This is a genomic window from Corallococcus sp. AB030, assembly GCF_003668965.1.
Lineage (GTDB): Bacteria > Myxococcota > Myxococcia > Myxococcales > Myxococcaceae > Corallococcus > Corallococcus exiguus.
On record NZ_RAWQ01000016.1, the window covers coordinates 21,992 to 48,850 of the forward strand.

Here is a 26,859-nt window from a genome sequence, read left to right on the forward strand (position 1 = left end):
ATGCACCCCGTGGTCACTGACGCCCAGGGCCGTCCGCTGGACGTGATGGAGCTGCGTGGGCTCACGGTGGACGTCATCGTGGGCCTCTACAACCGCGAGCGCGTGACGCCGCAGCCCCTGCGGCTGGACGTGGCGCTCTTCCTGGACGCGAGGCAGGCGGCGGTGGGCGGGAGGCTGGCGAACACCGTGCACTACGGGCGCCTGGCCGGCGAGCTGCGCTTCCTCCTGGATGCGTGCCGCTTCGAGTTGTTGGAGTCCGCGGCGGAGGCGGTGTGCCGCTATCTCCTGGCGCCGCCCACGGACGCCGCGCCGCACGCGCTGTTGCACGCGGCCACGGTGCGGGTCACCAAGCCGGAGGCGCTGACGGGGTGGGCCATCCCGTCGCTCCAGGTGCACCGCACCGCGGAGGAGATGGTGTACCGGACGGAGGCGAAGCCCTTCGGTCACGTGGACGTCATCCACGAAGGAGCGACCTATGGGGTGTACCGGCTGCGGGTGGATCCGGGAGGGAGCATCCCGCCGCGCGCGGACGGCCACACGGAAGGAATGGAGCTGGTGCTGGGCGCGGGGCTGGTGCTGCAGGGGCAGCCGGTGGGGCGGGGGATGGCGTTCAGCGGACCGGAGGTCTTCGGGCACGGCTACGACAACCCGACGGCGACCGAGCAGACAGTGCTGGGAGTGTACCGGCCGCGCCTGGTGCTCTCCGAGGGGGGCGCTTCCGGAGAGGCCGCGCCGGTAGGGGCGGGCACGCTGTACTACCTGCCCGAATAGGCCCCGGGCGTCCAAGCGACGGGGGCGGGAGGGTATGCTAGCTGTAGAGGCGCCTCGTTCTTGAAGGACGCAACGGATGATCCTGGACCGGCGGATTCAGCTTTTCGTGGTGCTCGCGGGGCTGTTCATCACCTCGCTGGTGGTGGGCGACATCATCGGGGTGAAGCTGTTCGAGGTGCACCTGGGCCCGGTGGTGGCGGTGATGTCGGTGGGGATGTTGCCGTTCCCGGTGACGTTCCTGCTGACGGACATCCTCAACGAGTTCTACGGCAAGAAGGTCGCGCGGTTCGTGACGTGGGTGGGCTTTGTCATGGCCATCTTCACGTTCGTGATTGTCGCGCTGGCGGGCCAGATTCCGTGGGCGCCAATGACGGAGGCCAAGGACTACAGCGGCACGGTGGCGTCGTCGTTCAACAACGTCTTCGGCGGTTCGCAGCGCATCCTGGCGGCGTCGATGGTGGCGTACCTGGTGGCGCAGTTCCTGGACATCTCGGTGTTCAACCTGCTCAAGCGGGTGACGAACAACCGGATGCTGTGGCTGCGGGCCACGGGCTCCACGGTGGTGTCGCAGCTCATCGACACGGTGGTGGTGCAGTTCATCGCCTGGACGGGCGTGCTGCCACGGGAGGTCATCTTCCGGATCATCTTCACCTCGTACGCGGTGAAGCTGCTGGTGGCCATTGGCCTGACGCCGCTCGTCTACCTGGGGCACGCGCTGGTGGAGCGCAAGCTGGGCATCGCGCCAGTGGTGCTGGGCGAGGACGGTGAGCCGGTGAACCTCGTGACCACCAAGGCCGAGCCCCCGTCCGCGGCCGCGGCCTGAACGCGGTAGAGGATCTGCGGACCGTGGTCGGCTTGAACCCGCCTCCTGGTTCTGTTCCGCTTCAGCGACAGGAGGGTGCCCCATGCAGTTCACGCTCGCGGATGTCTGTGGTCCACCGCCGCCGACGGTAGGGTTCTTCTACGCACTCTGGCTCTCGCCGGTGGTGGTGTTCCTGCTGCTGCGATGGTTGCGGCGCGGAGCCCGCGACGGCCATGACGTCCTGGGCCTGATGGCACCGTCGTCCCGGAGCTCCGTCTCGGCCTTCCGTGACCTTCTGACCTGGGGCTGCGTGGCGGTGGCCTTCATCGGACCGCTGCTGCTCGGCATGGCGATCCTCATCAGCGAGGCCATGCTGGTGGAGCCTGTCGCGCGGGAAGGGGATGGCATCGACCCCACCCACTGGAAGTGGTTCGCCGCGATGACGCTGCTGTTCGTCCTCGTGCGCATGAAGTGGCTGCGGAGTGCTTCGTCCCACGGGGACGTGCTCCACATCGCCTGAACGAACAAAAGGGGCAGGGCTCGAAGCAGGAGCCCTGCTCACACCGTGTTTCAGCGGGCGTTCGTCGCCGGGTGCTTGAGCACCTGCATCGTGCCTCGCGTGACGCCGAACTGCTCGTGCACCGCGGCGCGCTTCACCGCCTCCGCGGGCGACAGCCGGCCCGCGAGCAGTTCCTGATACGCGCCCAGCACCCGCGTGGCCTCCTCGCGCGTCTCTCGCACGAACTCCACGCGGAAGCGTCGCACGCCGCGCTCCAGCAGCCGGGGCACCAGTGACGCCGCGCTCTGCGCCTGCGCGTTGAACACCGTGTTGCGGCACCCCACGTCCACGATGACCGGGTGCTCCAATCCCAACCGGTCCTTCAGCGCGATGGCGTGCTTCTCACACGGCCGTCCACAGGTCTTGTAGTCGCGCCCGTTGGACAGCGTGTGTGAATACACGCAGTGCTCCGTGTGGAACGTCGCGATGTGGTGGTGCAGCGCCACCGCGAACCGGTGCGCCGGCGCCTGCTCCAGCAGTGCGAAGAGCTGCTCTGAATCCAGGTCGTGCGACACCGTCAGCGTGTCCAGCCCCAGGCTCAACAGGTGCGCCGCCGTCAGCGAGTTCGTGACGTTCAGCGAGAAGTCTCCGTGCAGCACCGGCCGCGAAGCCCCCGCCGGCTGCTCCAGGAAGTGCATCATCGCGCCCCAGTGGCGCACCAGCACCGCGTCCGGGCGCAGCCGGTCCAGGCGCGTGTCGTAGCCCTCCTCGCCGGGCTTCTGCACGCGCACCGTGGCGATGGTGACGCGCAGCCCCGCCGCGCGAGCCCGCTCCACTGCCTTCTGGAGCCCCACCATCTCCATCCAATCCAACTCCACCTCGCGCAGGCCCGCGGCGATGACCGCCTCCAGCTGCGCGTCGTTGCGGCACAGCGGCAGCAACCGGGGTGCATCCTCCGCCGGTCGCGAAGCCACCTTCCCCAGCAGGTCCTGACGCACGCCGGCCTCCACCGCCTCCGTGCTCACGGTCCGCGCGGGGCCACGCTCGACGTCAGCCGTCAGCTCCGCCACCAGCTGTCGCCGCAGCGCCTTCAGCTCCGACACCGGCAGGTGCAGCCCCGGCGCCAATCCAGACGCATCCAGCTCCGCCAGGTGGAACGAAGTGCCGCCCAGCGCGGCCAGCTTGTCCTTGAGCAGCGCCGCGTCCACGCCCGCGCCCCTCGACGGCGCGAGGACCGTCGTACCCACCGCCTCACGCGTGAACCGCCCGGTGCTCATCCGCACGCGCAGCGGCGTGCCCTCCGCGCCGGACACCACCAGTGACAGCGGGATGCGGCCCTCGGGCTCACCCTCCGCCAGCAGATCTCCCGTGCGCCGAGCGAGCGCCGGATCGCTGTTCAGCCACACACGCTGCCCCGGCGCCACGCGGCCCAGATCCGGACCCGGGTGGCCGAAGCCCAGCACCCACGCGTCGCCCTCGCGCTCCACTCGGAAGATGGGACCGCCCGGCTCGTGCTTGTCTTCCGGCGCTCCCGCGTCGAACACCACGCCCATGCCCGGACGCGGATCCACATCCGCGGGGTCGGGCTCGCCCGTGAGCGGCGCGGACACGTTGCCCGCAGGGGCCTCCGGGCGCTCGTCGCCAAGACCCAGCGCGCCCGTCCACGGCCGGTCGTCCGGCACCACGAGCACGTCCTTGCCAGCCACCGCATGCACCCGGCCCAGGTACAGCCCGCGGTGCTTCGGGAAGCGACCCTCCACCAGCGTCTGGTGGTCGGAGCCCGCCAGGAAGCCGTGAGAGAACCCTCGGCTGTACGACAGCGCCATCTCCGCCAGGTCCTTCGCCAGCCGCGCGCTGTCGGGCTTGCCCGCCATCACGCCGTCCAACCAGCGGCGATAACCCTGCACCGTGCTGGAGACGTATGCCGGACCCTTGAGCCGGCCTTCAATCTTCAGGCTGTGCACGCCGATGTCCGCCAGCTCCGGCACCGCGCGCACGCCCGCCAGGTCCTTGGGGCTGAGCAGGTACTTCACCTCGCCCAGGTCGCGCGTCTCGCCGTCCACCACCAGGTCGTACGGCAGCCGGCACGATTGCGCGCACTGGCCCCGGTTCGCGGACCGTCCGCCCCACGCTTCGCTCGTGAGGCATTGACCGCTCCACGACATGCAGAGCGCGCCGTGGATGAAGACCTCCAGCTCGATGTCCGTCTGCGACGCCAGCCGGCGGATCTCCGCCACCGACAGCTCGCGCGGCACCACCATGCGCGTGAAACCCAGGCCCGTGGCGAACCGCGCCCCTTCCGCGCTGGACAGCGTCATCTGCGTGGAGGCGTGCAGCTCCAGCTGCGGGCAGATGGCTCGCGCCAGCAGCGCCACCGCCGGGTCCTGCACGATGAGCGCGTCCACCCCAGCCTTCGCCACGCCGCGCAGCAGGTGCTCCACCACCGGCAGCTCCGGCTCGAACACCAGCGTGTTCAGCGTCACGTAGGCGCGCGCGCCGGCCCGGTGGATGAGCCCCACCGTCTCAGCCAACCGCTCGAGCGAGAAGTTCTCCGCACGGGCTCGCGCGTTGAAGCCTTCATCGAGCCCGAAGTAGACGGCGTCAGCGCCACTGGCCAGGGCGGCACGCAACGACTCCAGGTCACCAGCGGGGGCGAGGATTTCGGGGCGTCGGGGAGACATGACTCCTACCTAGCACGCCCGTTCCCGCCGCTCCCCTCTTGCGACCTGTCCACTCCACCCCGGACGGGCACCCGTTTGAGGGGAGGGATGCCATCCCATGCGAGGCACGGGGATGTTGTTCGTGGAGAACGGACAGGGGCGTGAGCGCCCTCGTGCCGGGTTGCGGACCGTGGATGGAGTCCCCACCCTTTGATGCAGGAGGTCGTGATGCTCGAGGTCGTCGTCTACATGAAGCGCACCTGCCCCTATTCGCGGCAGGCCATGGACCTGCTCAACGAGAAGGGCTGCGAGTTCCAGAAGGTCGACGTCGCCGCGGACGAAGAGCGTCACAAGGAGATGCTGCGGCGCTGCGGCCGTCAGACCGTGCCGCAGATCTTCATCGCGGGCCGCCACGTCGGTGGCTGCGATGACCTGTACGACCTGGAGGCACGCGGGGAACTGGACGCGCTCCTCGGTCGGAAGGCCCAGGACTCCACCTCACCCTGAAGCCGTCCTCCGCCGTCGCGTCCGGGTCGTGTTCCTCCTGCCGGGGGACACGGCCTGCGTGTTTCCCGGGCGCTCGCGTCGCCCCTCCGGGCAGTGGCTGGGACGGGGCCGGCGGCGGAACTTGTTGCGCTCTTGGGACGGGGCCTCGCGGTAGGAGCCTTGAAGCCCGTCCTGCGCGCGGTGCCCACCCTCCGGCACATCCGCGGGCCCCTGTCGCCAGGCCCAACCGCGTGGATTCACATTCCTGCTCGTCTGCCCTGCGACCGGGCGGCGGTGATGCCCACGGCTGACGGGGAATGCCCGGCACGCATGTTCCCGTTGCCCGCCGACCCCGCGAGCGCACCCCGCGCCGTGAACCCCTACGAGGAGTCCACATGCGCTTCCGCCAGACCCTGACGACCATCGTCTGTGCCACCGGGATGCTCGCGGGCACCGTCGGCTGTACCGGCAAGGTCGAGCCCGCGCCCGCGACAGCCACACCTCCGGGCACATCCGGTCCACCCATCATCACTCCGCCTGGGCGGCCCCAGACTCCGGCCGACGCGGGCACATCCCCTGACGAGGACGGAGGCGTCGCCACGGACGGCGGCACCCCCCCCACGGATCCAGTGGACCCACCGCCCACGGAGGAGCCCCAGGAGCCCGAACCACCGCCGCCCGCCGAGCCGCAATACACGCGCGTGCTCTGGGTCTCTCCCAGCGGCAATGACTCCGCTGCGGGCACGGAAGCGCTGCCCCTGCGCACGGTGGCGCGAGCCCTGTCCCTGGTGAAGCCCGGCGAGGCGGTGTTCCTCAAGTCCGGCACCTGGCGCGAACACGTGCCGCTGACGGAGCGGCAGGGCACGGCGGACAAGCCGCTGACGCTGAGGGCCGCACCGGGCGCCACGGCCATCCTCAAGGGCGGCTCCATTGGCGAGACGGCGCTGGTGGACGTGAGCGGGGCGTACTGGAACATCCAGGGGCTCACGGTGGACGTGGGCGGCGAGTCCACCTTCGCGGTGATGTGGCGTGGCGCGGGCGCGCACCACGGCGTGCTCCGGGACAGCATCCTGAAGAACGGCACGGAGGGCGCGGGCGTCTACGTGACGGAGAAGGCGCACGACGTCCTCATCGAGGACAACGACATCTCCCACTTCGACAAGGGCGACGTGGACAGCCACGGCGTCTGTGTGCAGACCTCCGCGAGCAACGTGGTGGTGCGCGGCAATGACATCCACCACAACTCCGGCGACGGGGTGCAGTGCCTGGGGCCGGAGGGTGGCGCCACCCATCCAGGCACGCCGTTCGACAACCTGCTCGTGGAGGACAACCAGCTCCACGACAATCGGGAGAACGGCGCGGACATCAAGACGTGCACCCGCGTCACGCTGCGCGGCAACACCATCTACAACCACCGTGAGGTGTCCACCTCCGCGGGCGAGGGCATCATCGTCCACATGTCCCCGTCCGACGTCACGCTGGAGGACAACGTCTTCTACGCCAACGCGCGCGCCATCCAGATTGGCGGCAACCGCGAGGGCGCGCCCCCCACGCGCGTCATCCTTCGCCGCAACCTCATCCACGACGGCCTGGGCGAGGCGGACGGAGAAGAAGGCACCGGCATCCGCATCGACGCGTCCGTGGACGTGAAGGTGCAGCACAACACCGTGTGGAACCTGAGCGGCGCGTGCCTCATCTTCGGCACGGGCTCCAACGGCGCGAGCCAGGGCCTGGATGTGCGCAACAACATCTTCGCCGGCTGTGGCATTGCCGCTCGCGGCGGCGCGGGCCGGAGCGGCGCGGTGGTGGACGGCAACCTGTACTTCCGGAGCAGTGGCGCGGCGGTGTTCAACCTGGAGGGTGCCACCCTGGGCCTGGCGGACTGGCGCACGAAGGCCGGCCTGGACAAGCGCTCCCAGGAGCGCGCGCCCGGCTTCGTGGACACGGGCTCGGACGACTACCAGCTCTCCACGCAGTCCCCCGCGCGCGAAGCGGGCCTGTCCCTGGGCCTGCCCTTCTGCGGCTCGGCGCCGGACCAGGGTGCCTTCGAGTCAGGCTGCCCCTGACCCCGGGGGTTGTGTAGACTCCGGGGCCCCTCGCTCCGGAGTCCAGCGCCCCGTGTCGGCCCCGTCGGAACCCGCCTTCGGCATCGTCCTGGTCCCCCCAGGGTCGGTGGCTCGAGAACCCCTGAACGCCGCCGCCGAGCGCGCGGGCCTGCGCGTGGTGGACGACCCGGACGACGCCGCCCTGGCGCTGGTGGACCTCACCGCCCCCGGCTGCGGCCCCGCGGTGGTGGAGTTGCTCACGTCCCACAACGGGCCGCACCTCACGCTCCTCGCGGTGGTGTCCCCGGAGCCGCGTGGCTTCGCCGCCGTGGACACGCTGCGCCCCGCGGACATCGTCACCCACCAGAGCCTTCCGCACGAACTCACCTGGCGCCTGCAGCGCGCCGCGGAACGCCACCGCGAGCGTGAGGAGCAGGCCCGCAGCCAGACGGACCTGGCGCTGCTGCTGGAACTCACCGCTGACTACGCGGAGAGCTCCGACGTGGAAGCGCTCCTGCACGGCGTGACGCGGCGTCTGGCGGAGCAGCTGGACATCGCGCGCGCCACGCTGGTGATGGTGGGCGGCGGCGTGGACGAAGGCGTCATCGTCGCCGCCAGCGACGACCCGGGCATGAAGGACCTGCGCATCGACCTGGCGCGCTACCCGGAAATCCGCGAGGTGGTGCGCACCGGCAAGCCCGTGGTCATGCAGGAGGCCGCCACCCACCCGCTGCTGGGCGACCTGGAGCGTCGGGCCGTGGCCGCGCGAGGCATCCACGCCATCGCCGCGCTGCCCCTGCCCATCCGCGGCCAGGTGCGCGGCGTGCTGCTGCTCCGCGCGGCCGGGCGCAGGCGGGCCTTCAGCACCCGTGAAATCGACTTCCTCACCACGGTGGCCCACGCGACGGCGGTGGCGCTGCGGAGCGCGTCGGTGCTCCAGTCCGTGCAGACGGCGCGGCTGGCGGCGGAGGAGAAGGCCGCGTCCTTCAAGCCCTACCAGCTCTTCTTCGCCCACGTGAGCGAGGGCGTGGCCATCCTCGATGACGAGGCCGCAGTGCTGTCGCTCAACCCCGCCGGCGCGCAGATGCTGGACACGACCGCTGGCGAGGCGCGGGGCAAGCACCTGAATCAAATCACCCAGCCGGTGGACGACGGCGTGCTGATGGAGCTGGTGACGTCCGCGTCGCGTGGCGAGGCGCGCATGGGCGTGGACGTGGTGGTGCGCACGCCCGCGGGCCGCTGCCTCACGCTGTCCATGTCCGCGGCGCCGCTGCGCGACGAGGACGCGGCCACCATCCTGTCCTTCCGCGACGTGACGCACGCTCGCAAGCTGGAGGACGAGCTGCGCAACACGAAGGACTTCCTGGAGCGGCTCATCGACTCGTCGGTGGACGCCATCATCGCGGCCGACCTGAAGGGGCGCATCATCCTCTTCAACAAGGGCGCGGAGGCCATGTGCGGCTACACCGCGCAGGAGGCCCAGGAGAAGCTCAACGCGCTCCAGCTCTACCCGCCCGGCGTCGCCCAACGCATCATGGTCCAGCTGCGCGGGCCCGACATGGGTGGCAAGGGCCGGCTGTCACTCACGCGCCAGGAGCTGATGCACCGCTCTGGTGAGCGCGTGCCCGTGAACATGACGGCCTCCATCGTCTACGAGGGCGGCCGCGAGTCCTTCACCGTGGGCATCTTCACGGATCTCCGGGACCGGATGCAGCTGGAGCGCAAGCTGTCCGACGTGGAGACGCGGCTGGAGGAGAGCGAGAAGAACGCCGTCATCGTCGCGCTCGCAGGCACCGCGGCCCACGAGCTCAACCAGCCCCTCACCTCCGTGATGGGCTACGCGGAGCTGCTCAAGCGCAAGCTCAAGGAGGAGGACTTCGCCTGGAGGCCGGTGGACATCATCTACCGCGAGGCGGAGCGCATGGCGGAGATCGTCCGGAAGATTGGAAAGATCACCCGCTACGAGACGAAGTCGTACGTGGGGACGCAGCAGATCCTCGACCTCGACAAGGCCAGCTCCCATGAAGAGTGAGGTCCGCGCCGTGCGTCCGTCCGGAAATCTGGCCCCCGACGCCTTCCAGGCCTTCTTCGACGCGCTGGACGAGCCCGCCGCCGTCTGCGACGTGTCCCTGCGCATCGCGGCCGTGAACCCCGCGCTGCGCCGCTTCTGCGCCATGCACGAAATCAGCGTGGACCTGGTGGCCGAGGCCCTGGCGAGCGCCGTCGCGCCGGAGGACGGGCAGTCCCACGAGTTCGACCTCGTGCTCCAGAGCGGCACGTCGCTGGTGCTCACCCTGTCGCGCCGGGCGGACACCGTGGCGGTGCGCGCCCGCGTGGACACCGAAATCATCAGCGGCCGCCTGGTGGTGGCGGAGCGGGCCCTCCTGGAGCAGGCGCGCACCGAAGGCGTGCTCCTGGACCTGGGCCGCAGCGTGGCGGAAGCCGGCGGCGAGGAGGAACTGGTGGCCGCGGTGGCGCGCGGCGTGAAGGAGCTCTTCCCCGGCCGTTCCTTCTGCATCCGCATCGTGGACGCGCGCACCGGAGGCCTCACGTCGCTCTACGCGGAAGGCCGCCTCAAGGAGGGCGCGCACGAACCGCTGGTCCTCTTCCAGCGCTCGGTGGAGAAGACCAACCTCACGCTGACGGCGCTGCCCCAGGGGCGGGTGACCATCTCCGAAGAGGTGCCGCTGCTCTTCCACGGCAGCACCCGCGGGGTAAGCGCCCCGCTGGTCGCGAGCGGCCAGCTCTTCGGCGCCATCAACATGGAGTACCCGGAGGGCCTGGACGCGGACCCCGCGCACGACGAGCGCGTGCTGCTCCAGTTGGCCAGCCAGGTCGCCGTCGCGGTGAAGAACGCGAAGCTCATCGACGAGCTGACGTTCGTGCGCAAGTACCTGGAGGAGCTGCTGGAGAAGGCCAACGCGCTCATCCTGGTGGTGAACCGGGACAAGCAGGTGGTGGTCTTCAATCAGGCGCTGAGCGCGCTCACCGGCCTCACCAAGGAGCAGGTGCTGGGGCGGGATTTGTCCTCGCTGGTGGCGGACAGCGAGCAGCTGCGGCTGGCGCCCGTGCTGGCGGCGGCCATGCGCGGCGAGTCCGTGAACAACTTCGAGACGCGCCTGCTCACCCGCGACGGCGGCGAGGTGCGCGTGTCCTTCGCCACCTCCTCCATGCAAACCCAGCCGGGTGAAGTGGAGGGCGTCATCGCCATCGGCCAGGACGTCACGGTGGTGAAGGAGCTGGAGAAGCGCATCATCCACGCGGAGAAGCTGGCCTCCATCGGGCAGCTCGCGGCCAGCGTGGTGCATGAAATCAACAACCCGATGACGGCGGTGGCCACCTACGCGGACGCGCTCCTGCAGCGCTCGCGGATGACGCCGGGCGCGAACCCCGCGGACCAGGAGAAGCTGAAGAAGATCCTGGAGAGCAGCCACCGCATCCTGCGCTTCACCCGCGACCTGGTGAGCTACGCGCGGCCCGCGCAGGACCGGCCGGAGCGCGTGTCACTCAACGCCGTCGTGGACATGGCGGTGGGCTTCTGCGAGCACGTCGTCTCCCAGGCCCGCGTCAGCGTGCAGCGCGAATACGCGAGCGACGTGCCGCCCCTGGCCGCCGTGCGGGCCAACTTGGTGCAGGTGTTCGTCAACCTCATCACCAACGCCTGCCACGCCATGCAGCCCGGCGGAGAGGTGTACCTGTCCACGCTTCAGGAGGGCCCGGAGGCGGTGGTGCGCGTGCGCGACACCGGCACCGGCATCGAGCAGCGCAACCTGTCGCGCATCTTCGAGCCCTTCTTCACCACCAAGCCCGAAGGGCGCGGCACCGGCCTGGGCCTGTCCATCTGCCAGGGCATCGTGGAGAACCACGGCGGACGCCTCACCGTGGAGAGCACGCTGGGGCAGGGCACCACCTTCACGGTGCGGCTGCCCCTGGCCGCGGATTGAGCGCGAGCGGTGCGGGGCGCTTCAGCCCTCGCCGCTCTCGTCGTCCAGCTCGCGCCGGAACTCCTCGTTCGTGAGCAGGCCCTTGCGCGCCATGATGCGCATCAGCGCCCAGAAGCGGCGCTCCAGCTCCTCCAGCCGGTCCGGCTCCTCGCGCGCCGCCTGGCCGAAGAGGTAGTCCAGGTCGTCCAGCACGCCGCCCCCACCGGACGCCGGAGCCCGCGGCTTGCCCTTGTCCACCGCGCCGCCGCGCTTGCGCTTCGCCTGCTCCTCGCGCTCGCGGATGAGGTCCGCCAACGACGTGCGCTGCGTCTTCTCCGACGCGGGCAGCTCCTCGCCGACGATGACCTCCTCGTCGTCCTCCACCACGGCCGGCCGCGCGGGCGCCGGAGCGGCCCTTGCGGGCGGACGCGCCGGAGCGGGGCGGGGACCCGTGGCCACGGGGACCTTGTGGTAGTAGCGCAGGATGGCGCCGCGCACCGCGGACAGCGCCGTCACCCGGCCGCTGACCTTCAGTCCGCTGGTGAACTCAATCTCTTCAATGGCTGTGATGTTCAGCGGATCAGCCATGGCCACCACCAGCTGGCGCTTGCCGCCCACGCTCTCCAACGCGTAGGGGAACAGGTCGTGCTGTTCGCAGAAGCGCGCGCGCAGCAGGTGCACCGCCGCCCAGTCCGGGGTGATCGCCGCCAGGTCCACCTGCGGCATCCCCAGCGCCTCGCTCAGCGCCTGCGCGAGCGTGGCCTCCGTGATGGCGCCCTGACCGATGAGCGTCACGCCCAACCGCTGCCGCGTCTGCCGCTGCGCCGCGAGCCCCGCCTCCAACTGCTCCGGGGTGATCGCGCCGCGCTCCACGAGCAGCTCACCAATGCGCTTCCTGGCCATGGTTTCCCCGCCTAACACGTCACCCGAAGGTGCCCAAATCGCTGGCACGCCTGTTGCGCAAGCCGCTGGAAAGGGCCTGGTACTTGCCCTGTGGAGCGACTTGGCAAGCCGCGAGCCAACGCAAAATTCCTGTGAGATTTCAGTAACTAACGCTGAGGGTGCCTGCCTTGACACGCCTGGGAGCGGTTCCTAGACTCGGCGCCACCGTGATCCAAAATTCCTGCTGCTGACCTGGGTGGATGTCCACCCGGCCGGTAGCAGTGCGGAACGGCTCGCAAGCGCGCGCCGCGCCGCCCATCTGGAGGCTTTCCGTGATGAACCTGGGGTTCGTAGCCAATCTGTCCGTTCTCGCCAACGCCGGCGGAAGCAATGAGACCTTCCTGCAGGAGCTGGGGCGCCGCTGGGAATCCGGTCAGGCCGGCATGTACCCCATCGCGGTCTGCCTGGTGGTCGCGCTCTCCATCATCATCGAGCGCAGCATCGTCCTGTTCGGCAAGGCCTCCATCAACAAGGAAGGCTTCCTGCGCGGCCTGAAGAAGCACATCTACGCGGGCGACCTGGACAAGGCCATCAACTACGTGGCCGGCCAGAAGAACACGCCGCTGACCAACGTCATCAAGGCCGGTCTGATGAACGTGCCGAAGGGCCAGGAAGAGGTCCAGGCGGCGCTCGACGAGGCCAGCCTGCGTGAGACGCCCCGCCTGGAGGCTCGTACGGGCTACCTGGCGATGCTCGGCAACGCGGCGATGCTCGCCGGCCTCCTGGGCACGGTGAACGGTCTCATCACCTGCTTCGAGGCCGTGGCGAACGTGAACCCGGCCGACAAGGCGACCATTCTGGCGAACGGCATCTCGGAAGCCATGAACTGCACGGGCTTCGGTCTGCTCACGGCCATCCCGGCGCTGATCGCCTTCTCCGTGCTGATGGGCCGCACCCAGGGCCTCATCAACGACATCAACGAGACCAGCGTCTCCGTGCTGAACCTCATCGTGGCCAACCGCGACAAGTTCAAGAACCTGAACATCCCCGCGTCCGCCCACGCGCACGCCGAGGAGTAGTTCTCCTCACGGCAGCGCCGGTTTGGAACCGGATGTACCGGCGCGCTGTCTGGTAGCCCCGAAGTGGTGGACCCAGACAGGCGCGTCCGTTCCCAGAGTCTTCTTGAACGTCGTTCGTGCGCGAAGAGCGCGGTAGAGCAGGGAGGTAGTCGCCATGGCCGGCGGAATGGACCTGGGCACAGGTGGGAAGGGTGGCAAGAAGCCGCTCGATACCGCCATCAACATGGTGCCCTTCATCGACCTGATGGCAGTGACCATCAGCTTCCTCATCATGACGGCGGTCTGGACCCAGATTGGCCGTCTCCAGGTGTCGCAGGCCGGCGGGGCCTCCACGGACGAACAGCAGGAGGAGGAGAAGACCAAGACGGTCCAGCTCACCCTCCTGGTGTCCGCCACGGAGATGCGCCTCACCGCCGACCAGAGCTCCTTCGACCCCATTCCCCTCACCCGGGATGACAAGGGCCGGCCGGACCTGACCAAGCTGGTGGCGCGCTTCAAGGAGTTGAAGGCGCAGCTGCCGGACCAGTCCGCCATCACCCTTCAGACCGAGGACCTGGTCCGCTACGAGGACCTGGTCCGCATCATCGACGAGTGCATCGGCTCCGGGTTGCCCCAGGTGTCGGTCTCCGCGGCGATGGGCTAACAGGAGAGCACCCAAGCCATGGGCATCAAGGTTCCCGGTAAGCGGTACGGCAAGCGGCTGGAGCACTCCAAGGTCTTCGGCCACGGCGGTCACGGCAAGAAGAACGGCAACGCGGACCTGCTCATCACCCCACTCGTCGACATGTTCGTCATCATCGTGCTCTTCCTCATCGCGAACTTCTCCGCGACGGGCGAGGTGCTGATGATGACCAAGGACATCGTCCTTCCCGAAGCCGTCAACGTGAAGGAAGTGGAGATGCACCCGGTGGTGATGGTGTCCAACGACCAGGTCAGCGTGTCGGGCACCATCGTGGGCCGGGTGGAGGACCTCACCAAGGACGAGTACCTCAACATCCCCGCGCTGGAAGAGAAGCTGCGGGACATGAAGAAGCAGTTCGAGGACCTGCACTCCATGGCCGGCGGTGGCGAAACCTTCAAGGGTGACGTCAACATCCAGGCCAACAAGGACGTTCAGTTCAAGGTCATCAAGCGGGTGATGTTCAGCTGCGCCACGGCCGGCTACAACAACATCAACTTCGCCGTCATCCAGGCCGGTGGCGCCGCGGCCGGTGAGAAGACCGCCGCCGCCGCCCCGTAACAAAGCTTCGCGGCGGATCCCGGCCGGTTCCGGGATCCGCGCTTTACAAAAGACGCCCTGACCCTGCATGGGTCGGGGCGTTCGCGTTTTTGCAAAGAAAGGCTCTCCGCCGTCATGCGCCTGCGCGCCGTGCTCTTCGACCTGGATGGGACGCTGGTGGACTCGCTGGGGGACATCGCCACGGCGATGAACCACGCGCTCACGCAGCACGGCCTGCCGCCGCACCCGGAGGCCGCCTACCTGCGCTTCGTGGGGGAGGGCGTGGCGAAGCTCGCGGAGCGGGCCACGGCCAGCGCGCCGGCCGCGCTCCAGGGGCAGGTGCTGGCCACCTACCACGCCTACTACGACACCCACCTGTTCGACCGGACGTGCGCCTACCCGGGCGTGGAGGCCGCGCTCGCGGAGCTGGCGGCGGAAGGCATCCGGCTGGGCGTGCTCAGCAACAAGTCCGACGACTTCGTGAAGCGGCTGGCGGCGCGGCTCCTGCCGGGGGTGACGTTCACGGCCGTATACGGCGAGCGGCCGGGCATCCCGCGCAAGCCGGACCCCACCGCGGCGCTGGCCCTGGCGGCGGAGCTGGGCGTGGCGCCGGACGCGTGCGGCTTCGTGGGGGACACCTCCGTGGACATGGACACCGCGAAGGCCGCGGGCATGTACGGCGTGGGCGTCACCTGGGGCTTCCGCACGGCGGAGGAGCTGCACGCGCACGGGGCTCGCGCGGTGGTCTCCTCGGCGGGCGAGCTGCTGGCCGCGCTCCGGACCGCGGCCCCCTGAGAAAGCGGAAGGGGCCGCCTCCTTCGCGTGAGCGTAAGGAGAACGGCCCCTGGGTTACCGCAAGGTGGCTTCGTGGATCAGGCGGCCACGGCGAGGTTCGACTTGGACTGCTCCGCGGCTGCGTCCACCGCGGGCGGGCGGCTCAGCATCTTGAGCATCCGGTAGTGCGACGCCACGGCGCTGCGGAAGGTCTTCGCCTCGATGTAGGGCAGGCCGTGCTCGTGGGCGGTGGCCTGCACGATTTCGCTCAGGGCCGGGTAGTGGATGCTGCACACCTTGGGGAACAGGTGGTGCTCCACCTGGAAGTTGAGCCCGCCCACGTACCAGCTCAGCAGGCGGTTCTTGCGGGCGAAGTTCGCGGTGGTGCGCAGCTGGTGCACCATCCACGCGTCCTCCACCTTGCCCTCCGTGTCAGGCAGGGGGAACTCCGCGTCCTCCACCACGTGGGCCAACTGGAAGACGATGCCCAGGATGAAGCCCGCCGTCATGTGCATGGCCAGCTGCCCCACCACGAACTGCCACCAGGTCACGTCCAGCACCAGCCACGGAATCACCAGCGTCCAGCCGTAGTACACGGCCTTCATCGCAATCAGGCGGGCCCACTCGGCCGGCGCGTGCTTCTTGTCCTTGTAGGGGCCCAGGTCCTTCTGGAAGAAGTACTTGTAGTCCTTGGCGAACACCCAGAAGACGGTGGTCAGCGAGTAGGCCACGAACGCGTACAGGTGCTGGAAGCGGTGGTACGCCTTCCACTCGCTGTGCGGCGACAGCCGCAGCTGCGGGCTCACCGTCAGGTCCTCGTCCATGCCCTGGATGTTGGTGTAGGTGTGGTGGAGGACGTTGTGGGTGATGCGCCACATGTAGCTGTTCGCCCCGATGACGTCGAACGCGAGGCCCACCACCGCGTTCGCCCGCGCGTCGTCGCTGTAGGAGCCGTGCACGCCGTCATGGCCGATGCAGAAGCCGATGCCCGCGATGGCCACGCCCATCAGCACCGCCAGGCCCAGCATGCCCCAGGCGTTGAAGTGGCCGCTGAGCAGCAGGCCGTAGACGCCCCCCGTGAAGCCCATGATGGAGAGGGCCTTCACGTACATGGCCTTGTTGGCCCGCTGCGAGAGGTTCCGGGTCTCGAAGTACTCGGAGACGCGCCGCTTCAGGTCTTCCGCGAAGGAGGCATCGCGCTGGCCAAAGGTCACACGGGTCGGGTTTGTCACTGGGAGGGACGCCTCACGGGAGGGGACGGCAGGGTGGAGCGGTACGGCGGGCTCCACGATAGGACACGTCCAGGCGGAAGTGTTCGGGGGTAGAAACTATTCCAAAACACCGCCGGACCCGAAACCTGTTACCCCTGGTTGCCTGGAGCGTCAGCCAGCGGGAAATGTACCGCCCCGAGAAGGCGTTTCACCCCGAGATCGAGGTTGTTACCTTCGTCGGCGTGAGGGAGACCGGGAGTGGTTCCCGGCTCGACTTCATGCCTGTTCAGGGTTAAGGCGCGGTCTTCGCCCCAAAATATGGGGGCGGGCAGTCCGGCGATTTCGCAGGGTTGCCAGTGGGACAAGGAAGCAGATCATGGCAAGTGGTACGGTGAAGTGGTTCAATGATGCGAAGGGCTTTGGTTTCATCACGCAGGACAGCGGTGGTCCGGACGTGTTCTGCCATCACACGGCCATCCAGTCGGACGGCTTCCGCACCCTGGCCGAGGGCCAGAAGGTGGAGTTCGAGGTGAAGAAGGGCCCCAAGGGGCTCCAGGCGGAGAACGTCCGCCCGGTCGGCTGAGCCTACCGGCTCGGCTGCTCTTCACGCATCCACGAGGTCCGGCCTTGACGGGGCCGGGCCTCTTTTTCGGCCAATGTTTTCCAGGAGGTTCCATGCAGGGAAGGTCCACGAAGCGGCAGAAGGAGATGGCGCGCGCGCAGAAGCAGCGCGAGAAGGACGCCAAGAAGGCCGGGCGCAAGACCGAGAAGGACCAGCGTCCGACTCGCGGGCCGGGCGAAGAAGATCCCGACATCGCCGGTATCATCCCGGGCCCGCAGCCGTTGCCCGACGCGTTCAACACCTGAGGTTGATGCAACGACACCGCCCCGGCCCATGAGGGCACCGGGGCGGCGGTGGGCAAGGGGCCGGTGGGCCCCTTTTTCATGTCCGCGCTCGTTCGGGCTCCCGAGCTCCGGAATCGCGTGACCAGCCCATGCCGTATCTCATCCGCTCCTTGTCCTCGGCGCGGTTGTAGGCGGTGGCCGCGGCGATGACGTGGCACACCCAGCCGAGGATGCCGCCCGTGCCCAGCCAGAAGCCGGGGGTGATGATGAGCCAGAAGACCCCGCGCAGGATGTCACCGTTGTAGATCTGCCCCACGCCGGGGATGAAGAACGACAGCAGCGCAGCAAGACCGGGACGCGACATGGATTTCGTTCCTCCTTGCCCCTTCCTACGGCCCCCAAGGGTGTCCATTGCATCCCCTGCCGGACACCGCCTGCCCGCCGGGCGGGCGTCCTGGCGGATGGGGTGCAACGCACTGCGGTCCCCGCTAGCATGACGCATGTTCCTCCGGCCCTGGTGTCACGGCCTGGAAGGGACGGGGGGATTCATCATCCAAGGTCGTCCTCAGGCCCGTGTGGCGGCGTTCCCGGTCCGGGGCCTCGTGGAGGTCCTCGCGCTGGCGGCGGTGTACCTGGTGGCCGCGAGAGTGGCCCTGTCGCTGGCCGCGGAGCAGAGCCACATCTGTCCCGTGTGGTTGCCGTCGGGCGTCGCCCTGGGTGGGCTGCTGCTCCTGGGCGTGTCGCGCTGGCCCGCGGTGGCGCTGGGCGCGGGCGCGGTGGCGTACGCCATGGGGGTGACCCCGGGGGTGGGGCTGTCCGTCGTGCTGGGCTCCACGCTGGAGGCGGTGCTGCCGGCGCTGCTGTTCCAACGGATGGGGGGCGCGAGGGAGCTGCACCGCGTGCGCGACGTGGTGTGGCTGGGCGCGGGCGCGGGGCTGGGAGCGCTCCTGGGCTCTGGGCTGGGCACGCTGGGGCTCGTGCTGGGCGGGGTGGTGCCCGCCCAGCAGTGGGGCGCTTCCGGCTGGCTGTGGTGGATGGCGGACCTGCTGGGCATGCTGCTGGTGACACCGGTGCTGCTCTTGCGCAGGCCGCGGCGCATGGCGCGCTCGTGGGAAGCGCTGCTGCTCACGGCGCTGACGGTGATGGTGTGCGTGGGCGTCTTCGCCTTCCCTCGGCCGGGCTCCGGCGCGGCGCACGCGATGACGTTCCTGCTCTTCCCGCTGATGGCCTGGGCGGCCCTGGGCTTCGGGCAGCGGGGGGCGGCGCTGTCCTCGCTCTCCATCGCGCTGGCGGCCATCGCCGGCACGGCGCGGGAGCTGGGCCCGTTCTTCACGGTGGACCTGCCGCACCGGGGGCTGGTGGTGCTGCAGCTCTTCATCGGCATCACCGCGCTGACGGGCCTGCTGCTCGCGGCGGCGCGCGCGGAGCGCCGCCAGGCGGTGGAGTTGCTGGAGTTGTTGGCCACCACCGTGCGCGCGGTGCACGAGGGCGTGCTCATCTGCGAGGTGCGCGAGTCGGGCGGCCTTCACACCGTCTTCGTCAACGAGGCCCTGTGCGCGCTGGTGGGCCGGCGGCGCGAGGAGCTCGTCGGCGCGGCGCCCGGGGAGCTGCTGGCGTCCGCGGACGGCGGGGACCGGCAGCGGCTGTTGGAGGCGCTGCGCGAGGAGCGTTCGCTGCGCGCGGAGGTGGTGCTGACGCGGCCGGACGGCACGCGGGTGTGGAGCGAGATGCAGCTGTCCCCGGTGCGCGCCAACGGCCAGGCCGTGACGCACTTCGTGGCGACCCACCGCGACGTCACCGCGACCAAGGAGCTGCAGGCGCGGCTGGTGGCCGCCGAGCGCGTGGCGGCCGTGGGCACGCTGGCCGCGGGCGTGGGCCATGAAATCAACAACCCCCTGGCCTACCTGGCGCTGAACCTGGAGGCCGCCCGGAAGAATCTGGCGGCGAGCCTCGCGGCGGAAGGGGCGCAGCCTCCGTCTGGGGTGCGCGACGCGCTCTCCAGCGTGCGCGGGGCCCAGGAGGGCGCGGAGCGCATCCGCCTCATCGTCCGGGACCTGCAGGTGTTCAGCCGCGAGGACGCGCCGGAGCGTGGACTGGTGGACCTGAACGCGCTGGTGCCGCCCGCGGTGCGCGTGGTGCTTCACGCCCTGCGCTCGCGCGCGCGGCTGGTGGAGGACTTCGGACCGGTGCCGCGCGTGATGGGCAGCGAGGCGCGGTTGGGGCAGGTGTTGCTCAACCTGCTGGTGAACGCCCTGCAGGCCATCCCGGAAGGGGACCCTGGCCGCCACGAGGTGCGCGTGCGCACCCGCACGGACGCGTCCGGCCATGCGCGCGTGGAGGTGGAGGACACGGGTGGCGGCATCCCGCCGGACGTGCTGCCGCGCATCTTCGACCCGTTCTTCACCACCAAGGGGAGCGACGAGGGCACCGGCCTGGGGCTCGCCATCTGTCAGCAGATTGTCCGCACGCACGGGGGCGAACTGAGCGTGCACAGCGTGCCGGGCCAGGGCGCCACCTTCACGCTGCTCCTGCCGCCCGCGCCCGTGCAGAGCGCGGGGAGTCCGCCGTCGCTGCACGCGGTGGCGCGCGGCGAGGAGGCTTCACCGGAGCTGTCTCCGGAGCCGACACCGGAGCTGTCGGGGCCGGAGCCGGCGGCCTCCGGGCGGCGCGGGCGGGTGCTCATCGTGGACGACGAGCCCCGGCTGGCGCAGTCCATGCGCCTGCTCCTGGAGCCTGCCCACGAGGTCGTCACCGTCACGCGCGGCGAGGACGCGCTGGCGAAGGTGGCCGCGGGCGAGTCCTTCGACGTGGTGCTGTGCGACCTTCAGATGCCGGGCATGGACGGCATCGCGGTGTACCGGTGGCTCCAGCAGGAGGCGCCCGCGCTGGCGTCTCGGATGGTGTTCATCTCCGGAGGTGCGTCATCCCCGGAGGCGCGCGCGTTCGTGGAGACGGTGGCCCTCCAGGTGCTGGAGAAGCCGGTGCGCCCGGACGTGCTGCTGTCCACGGTGGAGGCGGTGCTGGAGGGCAGCGCCCCAAAGCTGGCGGTGGGCGGTACGCGCCGCGGCCAGGCCCGCTGAGTCAGCTCAGACGCGCAGCCACTTGCGCGCGGTGGGGCCGAAGAAGCGCACCACTCCGCCCACCAGGAAGAAGCGCACCGAGCGGCCGATGATGGACGCCAGCAGGAAGCGCTCCAGCGGCACCGACACCAGGCCGCTGCCGATGGCGACGATCTTGAACGGCGTGGGCAGGATGGAGCACAGGAGCGCCAGCACCCAGAAGTTCTGGCCCAGCAGCTCGCCCACCGTGCCGGACACGCCGAAGCGGTCCACTCGCACGTTCAGGTCGATGTGCAGCAGCTGCGTGATGCCCTCGCCCACGAACGCCCCCAGGCCGTAGCCGATGAGGCCGCCCACCAGGCTCGCCAGGGTGCCCAGCAGGCAGTAGCGCACCCACTTCTTCGGCTGGGCCAGGACCATGGGGACCAGCACCGCGAAGGGCGGGATGGGGAAGACGGAGCCATCCACCACCGACACCGCCATCATCGTGGCGAGCGCGTGCGGGGTGGAGGAGGCGGCCTCCACGCGCAGGTACAGCCGGCGGTACCAGGACAGCTTCGGGGCGTCAGCGGCCGGGGAGGCCGGGGAGGTCTGGGGGGAAGGCTCGGTAGAGGACATTCGGGGGCGCACCCTAGCGGAACCCGGGGCCCTTGCCACCGGGACCCCGGGCCCGGGCGCCTGCCTGATTGGAATGCGCCCCATGCCCCGGGGGCTTACACACGGGGAAGGGTGACCATGACCGCACAAGAAACCGTGGAACGCGCCGCCGGTGCGCTGAAGGTGTTTCCCCTGCCGTCGGCGGTCCTGTTCCCGCACACCGTGATTCCCCTGCACATCTTCGAGCCGCGCTACCGGGCGCTGGTGAAGGACGCCCTCGCCACGGACCGGGTGCTGGCGCTGGGCCAGCTGGAGCCGGGCTGGGAGGGCAACTACGAGGGCCGTCCCCCGCTGCAACCCCTGATGTGCGCGGGCGTCATCGTCTGGGACGAACAGGTGGAGGACGGGCGCTACAACATCCTCCTGCAGGGCGTCAGCCGCGTACAGATGGTGAAGGAGCTGTCGCCGGACACGCTCTACCGCCAGGTGCGCGCCCAGGTGCTGGCGGATCCGCTCTACACCGGGCCGGAGGAGGAGCAGCTGCGCCAGGCCGTCTTCGAGCTGGCGGGCAGGGTGCCGCCCTCGTTCGCGGAGAGCCTGCTGCCGGTGGCCGCCCGCGCCGGTGGGGGGATGCTGGCGGACGTGGTGGCGTCCGCGCTGGTGCCGGAGCCCGGACGGCGCCAGGAGCTGCTGGGCGAACTGGACGTGCGCCGCCGCCTGGAGCAGGTGCTGGTGGACGTGAGCGACCTCTTGAGCCAGTTGCAGCCGGTGCGCCCCAGCGGACCGCTGAACTAGCCAGAGGCCCTCCCGGCGGGGGAACTGAACGCCCCGGGGCCCGGGGCCGCATCATCCGCTTGCCCTGGCCCCCCCATGCGCGCATTGCTCGGGGGCGTCACGCCTTCTTGAGGGAGAGCGACGCACCATGCGGCTCGTGAAGATTGGCATCGCCAGCGTCAACACCACCGTGGGCGCCTTCCAGGCGAACACCGACCGGGTGCTGGACCTGGCGAGGAAGATGGCGGCGGACGACGTCACGCTGGGCGTCTTCCCCGAACAGGTGATTGCCGGCTACCCCGCGGAGGACCTGGTCCAGTGGCAGGGCTTCATCGACCACCAGTGGCCGGAGCTGGAGCGCTTCGCGAGGGAGACCGCGGCGCTGCCGCTGGTGAGCATCCTGGGCGTGGGCGTGGCCCACCAGGGCGTGCGCCTCAACTGCGCCGCGGTGGTGGCGGGCGGCAAGGTCCTGGGCCTGGTGCCGAAGGAGAAGCTGCCCACGTACAACGTCTTCTACGAGGGCCGCACCTTCGGCCACGGCCAGCCGGGCATGGCGGAGACGCACCGGGGCGTGCCGCTGGGTGACTCCCTCTTCCAGTTCGACTTCGGCACGCTGGCGCCGGAGGTGTGCGAGGACATCTGGAGCGCGGACGGCCCCATGCGCCGGCGCGCGTACTCCGGCGGCGAGCTGGTGGTGAACCTGTCCGCGTCCCCCTTCCGGCTGGGCTTCTGGGAGACGCGCCGCGAGCTCATCGCCACGCGCGCGTCCGACCACCAGGTCACCATCGCGTACGCGAACGCGGTGGGCAGCAACGACGGCCTCATCTTCGACGGCGGCGGCTTCATCAACCAGAACGGCCGCCACGTGCTGGAGACGCCGCGCTTCCAGCAGGGCTTCAGCTCCGCCGTGGTGGACCTGGACCGCACGCTGCGCCTGCGCACGGAGAACACCACCTGGCGCGTGGACCGCGAGGACTGGGTGACGGCCGGTGGCAGGAAGGTGCCCACCCTGGACTGCACGCAGGCGGTGAAGACGCAGCGCCAGAAGCTGACGTATCCCGTGCCCGCGCACCGCAGCTTCTTCCTGCCCGCGCCGGACACCCGCCGCACCGCGCGCGTGGCGCTGTGCGAGGACATCCTGGACGCGCTGTCGCTGGGCGTGGGCGACTACTTCGAGAAGACGCGCGCCTTCAAGCTGTTCGGCATCGCGCTGTCGGGCGGACGGGACTCGCTGCTCACGCTGCTCGTCGCGCACCGGTACGCGAAGCGCGCGCGGCCGGACAACCCGGGCTCGCTCATCCAGGCGTTCTACATGCCCAGCCCGTACTCCAGTCAGCAGACGCGCGACGCGGCGGAGACCATCGCGCGCGAATTGGGCGTGCCCTTCCAGGTGGTCTCCATCGAAGAGGCCTTCGAGCGGGAGAAGGCCGCCGCCCAGACGATGCTGGGCGAGACGAAGCTCACCCCCATCACCGAGCAGAACATCCAGGCCCGCATCCGCGCCCAGCGCATGTGGAACTGGAGCAACTCCTGCGGCGGCCTGTTCCTGCAGACGGGCAACATGAGCGAGAAGTCCGTGGGCTACACCACCATCGGCGGCGACCTGATGGGCGCGCTCGCGGTCATCGCCAACGTGCCCAAGACGGTGGTGATGTACCTGCTGGACTACCTGCAGGAGACCACCGGCTACGAGGGCATCCGCAAGGTGCTGGCCAAGCCCGCCGGTCCGGAGCTGGCGCATGATCAGGTGGGTGAGGAGGAACTCATGCCCTTCCCCATCCTGGACGCGTGCTTCTACCTGCACGCGGGCGAGAAGCTCACCCCGTCGGAGATGCGCACCGCGCTCACCGCGATGTTCCCGGAGGTGGATGCGGACCGGCTGGGCGGGTACGTGGACCGCTTCGTGCGCCTGTTCCATCAGTCCATCTACAAGTGGGTGCAGGCGCCGCTGTCGCTGCACATCGGCAATCTGGATCTGGACCGTGAGCGCGCGCTGCAATTGCCTGTCGTCACCGGTTCGGCCTGGCTGCGCAAAGCCTGACGGATGTTGATGGATGTCTGTTTTTGACGGTGGATAGGGGGGCGTCCGAGCCCTCCGTCCCCGTGAAGTGGCTCTGAAACCACGCCTTCACCTTTGGGGGGCAGGCGGGCAGGCCAGCTGTCTTTGACGGTCCGCGCAAGGCTTGCCGGATGTCCCGCTCAAGACAACCTTCATGTCAGTCAGTCGACGATGGAGGGTTGGATGAAAGCGAAGATTCTGGCGGGCGCCATCGCGGCGCTCATGTATGGGACGGGCGCGGGTGCGGCGGAGAAGGATTGCCCTCCAGGGCAGGCCGCTGTTCCCAAGGACACGCAGAACAAGGACACGACGGCGCAATCCTCTCAGGGTGGGGTCCAGGAGGAGGACCTCGTTATCGAGGAGGCGCCGGTGGATGAATCGCTTCAGGGCACGGGCGGCAGCGGCTCGTCCGGGTCGATCAATGACTCCTCGAAGAGCAGCAAGGACCTGAGCGGCTCCAGCGGCACGGGCGGCAGCGGCGTGGTCTACCTGAACACGCCGATGCGCTGCGAGCCGGTGAACCCGCAAGGGGTGGGCGGCAGTGGCTCCAGCGGCACCATGCCGCAGAACGAACCGATCGCGCCGCCTCCCCCGGCGCCGCCTCCCGCGGCGGCGCCTCCTGCTCCGCCTCCGCCTCCGTCCGGCACGAGCAGCGGCGGCATGAGCCAGAGCGAGAGCGCGCCGTACGGCCATGAGGCCACGGGCGGCAGCGGAGTGACCACGCCGCCTCCCACGAGCTACCAGCCCTCGGCGTCAGCCAATGAGGAAGTGCAGCCGCTGGAGGTGGAGAAGAAGAGCAAGAGCGACAAGAAGGGCCTGACGCTCCTCATCGGTGGCGGTGTGGAAGGTTACACCGGCGCCCTGGCTCCGCAGCTTGCCCCCGGCCCCTCCGCGGCCGTGACGGCGTCGCTCAAGCCGACGTCCGTGCTGGGTGTTGAAGTCGGCTACTCCGGCGCCTTGAACAACATCAAGAACGCCGGCTCCTTGGGCGCGGATGACGGTCCGGACCTGGTGCGCAACGGTGGCCAGGCGGCCCTGACGCTCGCCATCACGCCGACGGCGGTGCAGCCGTACCTGCTGGGCGGCATCGGCATCAGCAACTACCACTTCCGCGGCGGTGAGGCGCTCGGCTACAGCGACGACACCGTGGGCAACGTCCCGGCGGGCGTGGGCGTGCGCGGCCACTTCGGCCACTTCACCGCGGACCTGCGTGGCTACTACAACTTCCTGTTCGACAAGCAGTTCGCTCCGGACATCGATCCGGGCGGCGGCGACCCGTCGGGCGGCGGTAGCTACACGACCACGCTGAACGTGGGTGGCACGTTCTGACCTGAAGTCCATGGCAGGCGCTGACGGCGGGGTATCCGGAATCATCCGGAGCCCCGCCGTCACTTTTATTCCGGTCCGGGGCGGGGCATTCAGGGAGGCGGGAGGCTGCGCCCGGCATTAGAGTGCGCATCTTTCCAAGGGCGGATTCCCGCCTTGAGGAGCCTGGCATGAGCTTGGGAGTGGAAGACGTGAAGGTCGGGACCGGGACGGAAGCGGTCGCGGGCAAGCGGGTGACGGTGCACTACGTGGGCACCCTCACGGACGGCAAGAAGTTCGACAGCAGCCGGGACCGCGGTCAGGGCTTCACCTTCGGGCTGGGCGCGGGCCAGGTCATCCAGGGCTGGGACCAGGGCGTCGCGGGCATGAAGGTGGGCGGCGTCCGCAAGCTCACCATCCCGCCGGAGCTGGGCTACGGCTCGCGCGGCGCGGCCGGTGTGATTCCCCCCAACGCCACCCTCTTGTTCGAGGTGGAGCTGTTGGACGTTCGGTAGGAGGACTTCATGGCGACGCTCGAAATCACGAAGGACAATTTCAAGGAGACGGTGGGCAAGAGCGGCATCGTCATCCTGGACTGGTGGGCGACCTGGTGTGGTCCCTGCCGCGCGTTCGCACCCATCTTCGAGAGCACCTCCACCAAGCACGCGGACGTCGTGTTCGGGAAGATCGACACCGACGCGCAGCCGGAGCTGTCTGGTGCTTTCGAGATCCGTTCCATCCCCACGCTGATGGTGTTCCGGGACGGCATCCTCCTGTTCGAGCAGCCGGGCGCGATGCCGGCGGCGGCGCTGGAGGACCTCTTGCGGCAGGTCCGCGCGCTGAACATGGACGACGTGAAGCGCGAGGTCGAAGCGCAGCGCGCCGCGAAGGAAGCGCCCAAGGCCTGAGGTCCCGCCGGGGCCTTCCCGCGTGACGGGGAGGCCCTACGGCGCGGCGACGGTGCAGACTCCGCCGCCGTTGAGGTGCGCCTGATCCACGATGCTCTGGGTGACGAACTCCTGGAGCGTGCGCAGGGCGTAGGCTCCGGGCTGGTAGACGACAGGCTGGCCCTGGGCGTCTCGCAGCTCTCCGCCGTCCAGCCCGCGCAGGTCGAGCAGTTCCTGAGACGCCAGTCCCTCCGGCGTGATGGCGTGGTTCGCGTCCGCGGTGGCGGCGATGGCCTCGAAGCGCAGCTGCACGCCGCGGTGGGTGCCCAGCCGGTCGTAGAACATGTGCTCGGCGTGGATGGTGACCTCCGCCTCCGCCATGGAGCTCTCCGGCACGACGATGCCCTGGGTGCCGTCCACGCCGTTGATGCAGTCCACCATCCGCGCGTCGACGGGGAAGCCCATGCGGAAGGTGTAGAGGCCCAGCGTGGGGTCGCGGTTCTGCGCGCGGCCCTCCACGAAGTAGCTGAAGCCGCGCTCGCGCATCATCGTCAGGTCCTCCGCGGACACGGACGTGCCCGCCACGGTGCGTGCCTCCGGGGGGCTCACGCGGAAGGCCACGCCGTAGCGCCCCGCCTCCAGGCCCGTGAGGCCGGTGAGCGGCACGTCCCCCTTCTGCACGTCCACCAGCAGGTGCTCCGTCGTCGCGTGCACGTCGCCGGCCGCGGAGGTGAGGGTGAAGTCGCCCAGGGACACCAGGTACTTCGTGAACTGCACGGACCAGCCGTCCTGGAAGAGGTGATCCGCGTAGCCGCGCTGCGTGCCGTCCCCGCCGCTCAACGACACCCGCACGTCGCCCCGCGCCACGGCGTCACCGCAGCCGGAGGCCATGAGCGCCAGCGCGCCTGGCAGCAGACCCCGGGTCCACTTGCTTCGTCGGTTCATGCATCCGGTTGGTATTTGTAACCATGTTGCAAGTCA

25 protein-coding genes are annotated in these 26,859 nt (G+C 69.6%); 19 read left to right on the forward strand and 6 right to left on the reverse strand.

Annotation, left to right across the window (positions count from 1 at the left end; all coding sequences use genetic code 11):
- From D7Y15_RS06240 to D7Y15_RS06250, 3 genes are all read left to right on the forward strand, one after another.
- Entirely contained in the window at positions 1-771 is a 771-nt protein-coding gene (locus tag D7Y15_RS06240) for a dihydroneopterin aldolase (RefSeq protein ID WP_120574834.1), read from the forward strand.
- Positions 772-847: 76 nt separating this feature from the next.
- The gene (locus tag D7Y15_RS06245; RefSeq protein WP_121751978.1) at positions 848-1,594 is read left to right on the forward strand and encodes a queuosine precursor transporter; all 747 of its coding nucleotides are present in this window, start codon (positions 848-850) and stop codon (positions 1,592-1,594) included.
- Positions 1,595-1,676: 82 nt separating this feature from the next.
- Positions 1,677-2,093 carry a hypothetical protein gene (locus D7Y15_RS06250; RefSeq protein ID WP_121751979.1) on the forward strand — a complete coding sequence of 139 codons (417 nt, stop codon included), beginning with the start codon at positions 1,677-1,679 and terminating at the stop codon, positions 2,091-2,093.
- Between the two features lie 50 nt (positions 2,094-2,143).
- Here D7Y15_RS06250 and D7Y15_RS06255 read toward each other — a convergent pair whose 3' ends face one another.
- Positions 2,144-4,753, reverse strand: coding sequence for a U32 family peptidase (locus D7Y15_RS06255; protein WP_121751980.1), 2,610 nt, complete (start codon positions 4,751-4,753; stop codon positions 2,144-2,146).
- 207 nt (positions 4,754-4,960) lie between these two features.
- Here D7Y15_RS06255 and grxC point away from each other — a divergent pair, with 207 nt between their 5' ends.
- From grxC to D7Y15_RS06275, 4 genes are all read left to right on the forward strand, one after another.
- Entirely contained in the window at positions 4,961-5,239 is a 279-nt protein-coding gene (grxC, locus tag D7Y15_RS06260; protein WP_120574855.1) for a glutaredoxin 3, read from the forward strand.
- A gap of 374 nt (positions 5,240-5,613) precedes the next feature.
- Positions 5,614-7,284 (forward strand): nitrous oxide reductase family maturation protein NosD, encoded by a 1,671-nt coding sequence (locus D7Y15_RS06265; protein WP_120574838.1) that lies wholly within the window; start codon positions 5,614-5,616, stop codon positions 7,282-7,284.
- Between the two features lie 106 nt (positions 7,285-7,390).
- A complete protein-coding gene (locus D7Y15_RS06270) occupies positions 7,391-9,295 on the forward strand; it encodes a PAS domain S-box protein (RefSeq protein ID WP_120574856.1) in 1,905 nt (634 codons plus the stop codon).
- The gene (locus tag D7Y15_RS06275; protein WP_121751981.1) at positions 9,285-11,207 is read left to right on the forward strand and encodes an ATP-binding protein; all 1,923 of its coding nucleotides are present in this window, start codon (positions 9,285-9,287) and stop codon (positions 11,205-11,207) included. Before D7Y15_RS06270 ends, D7Y15_RS06275 begins: the two co-directional genes overlap by 11 nt.
- A 21-nt stretch (positions 11,208-11,228) precedes the next feature.
- On the opposite strand, the gene D7Y15_RS06280 is transcribed toward D7Y15_RS06275, so the two are convergent.
- The gene (locus D7Y15_RS06280; protein WP_121751982.1) at positions 11,229-12,089 is read right to left on the reverse strand and encodes a general secretion pathway protein GspE; all 861 of its coding nucleotides are present in this window, start codon (positions 12,087-12,089) and stop codon (positions 11,229-11,231) included.
- Positions 12,090-12,403: 314 nt separating this feature from the next.
- Here D7Y15_RS06280 and D7Y15_RS06285 point away from each other — a divergent pair, with 314 nt between their 5' ends.
- From D7Y15_RS06285 to D7Y15_RS06300, 4 genes are all read left to right on the forward strand, one after another.
- Complete coding sequence (locus D7Y15_RS06285; protein WP_121751983.1) at positions 12,404-13,147, forward strand: MotA/TolQ/ExbB proton channel family protein; 744 nt, start codon at positions 12,404-12,406, stop codon at positions 13,145-13,147.
- A 154-nt stretch (positions 13,148-13,301) separates the two neighbouring features.
- Positions 13,302-13,790, forward strand: a complete 489-nt coding sequence (locus D7Y15_RS06290; protein WP_120574842.1) for a biopolymer transporter ExbD — start codon at positions 13,302-13,304, stop codon at positions 13,788-13,790.
- A gap of 18 nt (positions 13,791-13,808) precedes the next feature.
- Positions 13,809-14,387 carry a biopolymer transporter ExbD gene (locus tag D7Y15_RS06295; protein WP_121751984.1) on the forward strand — a complete coding sequence of 193 codons (579 nt, stop codon included), beginning with the start codon at positions 13,809-13,811 and terminating at the stop codon, positions 14,385-14,387.
- A gap of 114 nt (positions 14,388-14,501) precedes the next feature.
- A complete protein-coding gene (locus D7Y15_RS06300; protein ID WP_121751985.1) occupies positions 14,502-15,161 on the forward strand; it encodes an HAD family hydrolase in 660 nt (219 codons plus the stop codon).
- Between the two features lie 77 nt (positions 15,162-15,238).
- Here D7Y15_RS06300 and D7Y15_RS06305 read toward each other — a convergent pair whose 3' ends face one another.
- Entirely contained in the window at positions 15,239-16,372 is a 1,134-nt protein-coding gene (locus tag D7Y15_RS06305; RefSeq protein ID WP_121751986.1) for an acyl-CoA desaturase, read from the reverse strand.
- 355 nt (positions 16,373-16,727) lie between these two features.
- On the opposite strand from D7Y15_RS06305, the gene D7Y15_RS06310 reads away from it, so the two are divergent.
- Both D7Y15_RS06310 and D7Y15_RS06315 read left to right on the forward strand, forming a co-directional pair.
- Positions 16,728-16,934 carry a cold-shock protein gene (locus D7Y15_RS06310; protein ID WP_120547587.1) on the forward strand — a complete coding sequence of 69 codons (207 nt, stop codon included), beginning with the start codon at positions 16,728-16,730 and terminating at the stop codon, positions 16,932-16,934.
- Positions 16,935-17,026: 92 nt separating this feature from the next.
- Positions 17,027-17,218: a hypothetical protein gene (locus D7Y15_RS06315; RefSeq protein WP_120560974.1), complete on the forward strand. Its 192-nt coding sequence runs from the start codon at positions 17,027-17,029 to the stop codon at positions 17,216-17,218.
- A 76-nt stretch (positions 17,219-17,294) separates the two neighbouring features.
- Here D7Y15_RS06315 and D7Y15_RS06320 read toward each other — a convergent pair whose 3' ends face one another.
- On the reverse strand, positions 17,295-17,561 hold the full coding sequence (locus D7Y15_RS06320) for a hypothetical protein (RefSeq protein WP_121751987.1): 267 nt from the start codon (positions 17,559-17,561) through the stop codon (positions 17,295-17,297).
- Positions 17,562-17,772: 211 nt separating this feature from the next.
- Here D7Y15_RS06320 and D7Y15_RS06325 point away from each other — a divergent pair, with 211 nt between their 5' ends.
- A complete protein-coding gene (locus D7Y15_RS06325; protein ID WP_367303440.1) occupies positions 17,773-20,277 on the forward strand; it encodes an ATP-binding protein in 2,505 nt (834 codons plus the stop codon).
- Between the two features lie 6 nt (positions 20,278-20,283).
- Here the strand turns inward: D7Y15_RS06325 and D7Y15_RS06330 are convergent, their stop codons facing one another.
- Positions 20,284-20,874, reverse strand: a complete 591-nt coding sequence (locus D7Y15_RS06330; RefSeq protein ID WP_121751989.1) for a YqaA family protein — start codon at positions 20,872-20,874, stop codon at positions 20,284-20,286.
- Positions 20,875-20,991: 117 nt separating this feature from the next.
- On the opposite strand from D7Y15_RS06330, the gene D7Y15_RS06335 reads away from it, so the two are divergent.
- The 5 genes from D7Y15_RS06335 to trxA all read left to right on the forward strand — a co-directional run bounded on the left by D7Y15_RS06335 (position 20,992) and on the right by trxA (position 25,899).
- Positions 20,992-21,648, forward strand: a complete 657-nt coding sequence (locus tag D7Y15_RS06335) for an LON peptidase substrate-binding domain-containing protein (protein WP_120580390.1) — start codon at positions 20,992-20,994, stop codon at positions 21,646-21,648.
- 127 nt (positions 21,649-21,775) lie between these two features.
- Complete coding sequence (gene nadE / locus D7Y15_RS06340; RefSeq protein WP_121751990.1) at positions 21,776-23,668, forward strand: NAD(+) synthase; 1,893 nt, start codon at positions 21,776-21,778, stop codon at positions 23,666-23,668.
- Positions 23,669-23,869: 201 nt separating this feature from the next.
- A complete protein-coding gene (locus D7Y15_RS06345; protein WP_169821628.1) occupies positions 23,870-25,015 on the forward strand; it encodes a hypothetical protein in 1,146 nt (381 codons plus the stop codon).
- A 167-nt stretch (positions 25,016-25,182) separates the two neighbouring features.
- Positions 25,183-25,506, forward strand: coding sequence for an FKBP-type peptidyl-prolyl cis-trans isomerase (locus D7Y15_RS06350; protein WP_120595922.1), 324 nt, complete (start codon positions 25,183-25,185; stop codon positions 25,504-25,506).
- A 9-nt stretch (positions 25,507-25,515) separates the two neighbouring features.
- Positions 25,516-25,899, forward strand: coding sequence for a thioredoxin (trxA, locus tag D7Y15_RS06355; RefSeq protein WP_120595921.1), 384 nt, complete (start codon positions 25,516-25,518; stop codon positions 25,897-25,899).
- Positions 25,900-25,935: 36 nt separating this feature from the next.
- On the opposite strand, the gene D7Y15_RS06360 is transcribed toward trxA, so the two are convergent.
- Positions 25,936-26,823 (reverse strand): hypothetical protein, encoded by an 888-nt coding sequence (locus tag D7Y15_RS06360; RefSeq protein ID WP_121751992.1) that lies wholly within the window; start codon positions 26,821-26,823, stop codon positions 25,936-25,938.
- Positions 26,824-26,859: the final 36 nt, after the last annotated feature.